Genomic DNA, 6,146 nt, shown 5'->3' with positions numbered 1-6,146 from the left:
GGCGCAATCGATCGGCGGCGGCGGCGGCAACGGCGGCGCTTCCAGCGCCAGCGCCACCAGCAACAAGTACGCGGGCGCGGTGGCCATCGGCGGCTTCGGCGCCACCGGCGGTGGCGCGGCGCAGGTCAACGTGCGCAACGACGGCATCATCCAGACCCAGGGTTCGCAGGCCATGGGCGTGATCGCCCAATCCATCGGCGGCGGCGGCGGCAACGGCGGCTCGGCCAGCAGCAGCGCCGCCAGCGGCGGCAAAGCGGCCGTGTCGGTCGGCTTGGGCGGCAGCGGCGGTGGCGGCGGCACGGGCGGCGCGGTGATGGTGGTCAACACGAACGCCATCTCGACGCTGGGCAACCATTCGGCCGGCGTGTTCGCGCAGTCGGTGGGCGGCGGCGGCGGCAACGGCGGGGCGGCGTCGAGCGCGGCCAAGGCCGCGGCGGCGTCGGAGGCCTCGGAAGGCACGCATGCCTCGACGGGCGCGCTTTCCAGCACTTCCGGCCCGACCAACACCAGCAATTCGGCGGCGGCGGGCACGGCGCCCGACGGCACCAAGGGTTCGGGCGCGGGCTCCGACGGCGGCTACGCGGCGGGCCTGAGCCTGGGCGGCGCGGGCGGCGGCGGCAACCAGAGCGGCAACGTCCTGGTGAGCAACAGCGGCAACATCGTCACCGGCACGCTGAACCGACCCGACACCGGCGTGCAGTCGGCGGCGATCTTCGCGCAGTCGGTGGGCGGCGGCGGCGGCAACGGCGGCGCCAGCAGCGCCAATGCGGACGCGGGCAAGGCCAGCGTGGCCCTGTCGCTGGGCGGCCTGGGCGGCGGCGCCGGTGCGGCGGGCCAGGTGCAGGTGAATGCCACCGGCGGCAACCTGGTCACCTACGGCCACAGTTCGGCGGGCATCTTCGCGCAGTCGGTGGGCGGGGGCGGCGGCAATGGAGGCTCGGCCTCGTCGACCACGGGCAGCGGCGCTTCGGTCTCGGCCGCGCTGGGCCTGGGCGGCGCGGGAGCGGGCGGCGGTGCCGGCGGCACGGTGCTGGTCTGCGCCACGGTGTCGGGCAGCGATTGCGCCACCAGCAACCTGACGGCCATCGAAACCCACGGCGCCCAGTCGTACGGCGTGCTGGCTCAGTCGGTGGGCGGCGGCGGCGGCACGGGTGGCTCGGTGGTGACCGCGGCGACGGCGGGCAGCAGTTCCGCATCGGGCAGCAATTCCGCGTCGACCGGCGGCGGCGGTTCCAACGCGGCCACCGCCACCAAGGGCGTGGCCGTGTCGGCCGGGCTGGGCGGCAGCGGCGGCGGCGGCGGTGCGGGCGGCAAGGTGTCGGTCTCGCAGGCCGGCAACATCACGACCCACGGCGACCAGGCATCGGCCCTGGTGGCGCAATCGGTGGGCGGCGGCGGCGGCATCGGCGGCTCGACCAGTACCAATGCCAACAGCGGCGCCTACGCGCTCGGCCTGGCGCTGGGCGGCACCGGCGGCAACGGCGGTGCGGGCGGCGCGGTGCTGGTGGGCACGGCGGCCGGCAGCACCCTGCGCACCGACGGTGCGCTGGCCTACGGCATCCTGGCCCAGTCGGTGGCCGGCGGCGGCGGCCTGGCGGGCTCGGCCAGCAGCACCACGGCCACGGGCGGCGACACCACGGTGTCGATGGCGATCGGCGGCGCGGGCGGCGGTGGCTGGCTCGATGGCGGCCAGGTGACCGTGTCGCATGCCGGCGCGATCGAGACCAAGGGCTTCGGCGCCGACGGCATCCTGGCGCAATCGATCGCCGGTGGCGGCGGCAGCGGCGGCTCCAGCAGCAGCAGCGCCTCGTCGGGCAAGGTGGCGGTGTCGATGGGCCTGGGCGGCAACGGCGGCTCCGGCGGCAACGGCGGCGGCGTGACGGTGAACTTCAGCAACGCGGTCGTCACCCGCGGCGACAGCGCGATCGGCATCGTCGCGCAGTCGGTCGGCGGCGGCGGCGGTTCGGGGGCTTCGGCCACCTCGACCACCGCGCTGGGCAATGGTAGCGGCGGCAGCCCGGCGCTGTCCCTGTCGCTGGGCGGCGCCGGCCAGGGCGGCGGCCTCGGCACCGACGTGTCGGTGACCGGCAACGCGACCACCGGCGCGCGCGTGACGCGCGCTGACGGCAGCCTGCTGTACACGGCGGCGGTCGTCACCAACGGCGCCGATTCGGCCGGCATCCTGGCCCAGTCGGTGGGCGGGGGCGGCGGTCGCGCGAGCGCGTCGAGCAGCACGGCGCGCTCGGGCGGCAACAACGCGCTGGGCATGGTCCTGGGCGGCTCGGGCGCCACCGGCGGCGGCGCGTTCTCGGCCGCGGTGAACCTGACCGGCGCGGCCATCCTGACCACCGGCAGCCATTCCCAGGGCATCGTGGCCCAGGCCATCGGCGGCGGTGGCGGCATCGGCGGCAGCGCCAGCAGCGCGTCCAGCACCGGCGGCAGCGGCGGGACCTCGCTGTCGACCAGCGTGGGCGGCAAGGCGGGCGGCGGCGGCAACGTCTACGGCGCGGTCACGGTCAATTCCGCCGTGCGGGTGGAGACGCTGGGCGACCTGTCGACCGGCATCCTGGCCCAGTCGGTGGGCGGCGGCGGCGGCGCGAGCGGCAGCACGGTGGCCAACGCCGGCAGCGACCAGTCGCTGAGCGCGGGCCTGAACCTGGGCGGCGCGGGCGGCAACGGCGGCTACGGCGGCGCGGTGTCGGTGCACCTGAACCCGGGCAGCCTCAACGGCACGGCGGCGGCCTTGTTCACCTCGGGTGCCAACGCCAGCGGCGTGGTGGCGCAGTCCATCGGCGGCGGCGGCGGCGTCGCCAGCCTGGGCGCGGCGTCGGCCAGCAGCGGCAGCCTCAGCGGCACGCTGGGTGGCACCGGCGGCAGCGGCGGCAATGGCGGCACGGTCGAGATCACCAGCGCACAGGCCGTCAGCACCTTCGGTGTGCAGTCCATCGGCCTGCTGGCGCAGAGCGTGGGCGGCGGCGGCGGCCTGAGTTCCGCCTCGAGCGCCGGCACCGGCGGCTTCAGCGGCGACATGCGACTGGGTGCGGCCGGCGGCAGCGGCGGGACCGGCAGCAAGGTCACCGTGACCACCACCGGCGGCAGCGTGAGCACGCAAGGCGCGCTGTCGCCGGCCATCGTGGCGCAGAGCATCGGCAGCGGCGGCGGCGTGAGCCTGAGCCGCGTCAGCAACGTGCGGCTGAGCGGCGCCACGGCGGGCAGCGCCTCGGCCACGACGGTGTCCAACGCGGCGACCCTCGTGACGCATGGCGACGGCTCCGTCGGCATCGTGGCGCAGAGCATCGGCGGCGGTGGCGGCCTGGGCTATGCGACAGCGACCGCCAAGCTCGGCGGCTCGGCCGCCGGCTCGAACGCCAGCGCGGTGCAGGTCGACAGCAACGGCAGCATCAGCACCTCGGGCGTCAACGCCTTCGGCATCCTGGCGCAGAGCGTGGGCGGCGGCGGCGGCGCGGTGCTCTCCACCGGCGACGCGTTGACGTCGACCTGGGCTGCCGGCTCGGGCAATGCGGGCGCGGTCACGGTGAACGTCAACGCCGCCATCACCACCACCGGCGCGGGCGCGCACGGCGTGGTCGCGCAATCGGTGCGCGGCGGCGGCGGCGTGGTGACCAACGGCACCACCACGACCTTCCTGGGCGGCACCTCCGGCACCAGCGGCCTGGTGACCGTCAACCTGCGCGCCAACGTCTCGGCCACGGGCGCGGGCGCGGTGGCGGTCAAGACCATGTCCTCGACCGACCCGATCGTGAACGTCGCTTCGGGCGTATCGGTGACCGGCGGGGCGGGCGGCGCGGCGCTGGAGTTCGAGGGTCCGACCAACGAGCTGCACAACAGCGGCACGGTCTCGACCGTCGACGGCGCGGCCGGCATGGCCGTGCGCACGCTGACCGGCGACACCACGGTGAAGAACGCCGGCACGTTGCTGGGCAACTTCAGCCTGGCGCAGGGCGCCAGCAACCTGCTGCACAACCAGGCCGGCGGCACCCTCCTGGCCGGCTCGTCGATCGACCTGGCCGGCGGGCTGCTGCACAACGACGGGCTGCTCAAGAGCGCGGGCGCGATGCACACCGCCACCGCCATCGCGGGCTCGCTGGTGCAGTCGGGCACGGGCGCACTGGAACTGCGCGTCGACCATGCCAAGGCGGCGGTCGATGCCTTCGAGGTCAGCGGCACGGCGCAGCTGCAGGGCACGCTGAAGCCGGCCTTCGTCAACGGCGGGCTGATCGCACCGGGCACGGCATCGCTGGGCTCCTTCCTGCGCGCCGCCAGCGGCGCCGACGTCTCGCGCCTGGCGCTGGGCCACACGGCCATCATGACCTTCGTCCTCAGCCAGCAGGGCGGCACGGTCGGCCTGTCGTCGACCGCCAACTTCAGCCCGCAGGGACTGGGTGCGGACGGCCACCGGATCGGCGCGCTGATCGGCGGCGCCCAGGGCCTGGGCCTGCCGAACTTCCAGGCGCTGACCGCGCGGCTGGTCGAGGTGCCGACGGTCGACCGCCTGGCGCAAGCCTACTGGAACGTCAGCGGCGCAGCGGCTTCGTCGGTCACCAACGTGGGGGCGCAGATGAACACCGCCTTCGGCCGGACCCTGCTGCAGCGCGGCAGCGATGCCGCCAACAGCCGGGCGGCCCTCGTGGCCGATCCGGCCACCGGCGACTGGACCGACACGCGCAGCAACACCTGGGCGGAGCTCTACGGCGACAACAGCAAGACGACGGTGGAGTCCGGCAGCACCGGTGCCGAGCTGAGCGCCCGCAGCTATGGCGTGGCCATCGGGCATGACCGCCAGGTCACGCCCGACACGCGGGTCGGCGTCGCGCTGGGCACTGCGGTGGCCAACTTCGACCTGACGCGCGCCTTCAGCGGCCGCGACAACGCGCTGCAACTGGGCGCCTATGCGACGCGCGAATTCGGCCCGGCCTATGCGTCGGCCGCGGTGTCGTATTCGGTGCACCGGATGAAGACGACGCGCGCGCTGGAGCTGATCGAGGCCACGTACGGCGCGGACTTCGACGCGCACAGCCTGGCCACGCGCGCCGAGGCCGGCTACCGGCTCCAGACCGCGTTCTTCGGTGTCACGCCCTATGCGGCGCTGCAGGTGCAGAACATGGTCACGCCAGCCTACGCCGAACGGGCCGAGGGCCGTTCGGCGCCGCACATGGCGCTGAACTACGACCGCCGCTCGGTGACCCTGACGCGCACCGAACTGGGCGCCTCGCTGGACCAGCGCTTCGCGCTGCAGGGGGGCAAGGCCCTGACCCTCCGCAGCTTGGCCGCCTGGGCGCATGACCGGGCCAACCGGACGACCGTCGATGCGTCGTTCCAGACGCTGCAGGGCGGCAGCTTCCGCGGCGCGGGCATCCGGCCGGTGTCCGACCTGGGCCTGCTGTCGCTGCGGGCCGAGCTGCGGCTCGCCACGGGCCTGAGCTTCGGCGTGGACGCGTTCGGCGAGTTCGGCCGTCATACGCGGACGCTGACCGGGCGCTTGTCGATGCGCTACCAGTGGTGAGAAAAGGCGGGCCGGGGCGGCCCGCCTGAGCCTCGCGAAGCGCTCGGCGGGTCGATGCCGGTGAGCGCGGCTTCGTGAGGTGAAGGAGGAGGGCGGACGTCAGCTCGGTGAAAGAGGGCGACGCCGCTTCGCACCGGGTTTCTTCACTGCTGCGGCGGGCGTTTGCCGCCCGCTTGTAAAAAGAAAAACCGCGCGTTCGGTTCGTACAGAAAGCGACGGAAGTGCCTGCGGCCACCTCTAAGAAAGTGCGTGCGGTTTCCATAAATTCCATAATTCGACTATGATTGAATCATGGAATCAAATGACGTCGTCCGCTCCCTTGCCGCTTTGGCTCAGCCGGTGCGCCTGCAGGTCTTTCGGGCCCTGGTGGTTGCCGGTCCGGAGGGGCTCACGCCTGGCGCTCTGGTCGACGCCATCGGCGTGCCCGCGACGAGCCTCTCGTTCCATCTCAAGGAACTGACCCACTCCGGCCTGGTGTCGCAGGAGCGCCAAGGTCGAAACCTCATCTACCGGGCCGCATTCGATCGGATGAATGCATTGCTCGGCTACCTGACCGAAAACTGTTGCCAGGGCGAGGCCTGCCTCACCTTGGACAGCACCGCCTGCATTTCCTGCTAGGACA

General features: G+C 73.7%; 2 protein-coding genes. Both read left to right on the top strand.

Annotated elements, in window-relative coordinates; genetic code table 11:
• A partial coding sequence (locus A9977_RS21820) for an autotransporter outer membrane beta-barrel domain-containing protein (RefSeq protein ID WP_220811978.1) occupies positions 1-5,524 on the top strand: 5,524 nt, incomplete at its 5' end.
• Positions 5,525-5,815: 291 nt separating this feature from the next.
• Positions 5,816-6,142 carry a helix-turn-helix transcriptional regulator gene (locus A9977_RS21815; protein ID WP_183026979.1) on the top strand — a complete coding sequence of 109 codons (327 nt, stop codon included), beginning with the start codon at positions 5,816-5,818 and terminating at the stop codon, positions 6,140-6,142.
• Positions 6,143-6,146: the final 4 nt, after the last annotated feature.

This window comes from Variovorax sp. UMC13, from assembly GCF_014170375.1.
Lineage (GTDB): Bacteria > Pseudomonadota > Gammaproteobacteria > Burkholderiales > Burkholderiaceae_C > Variovorax.
Note: the sequence above shows the minus strand (reverse complement) of the source record. Positions and strands in the feature narration are given on the sequence as shown.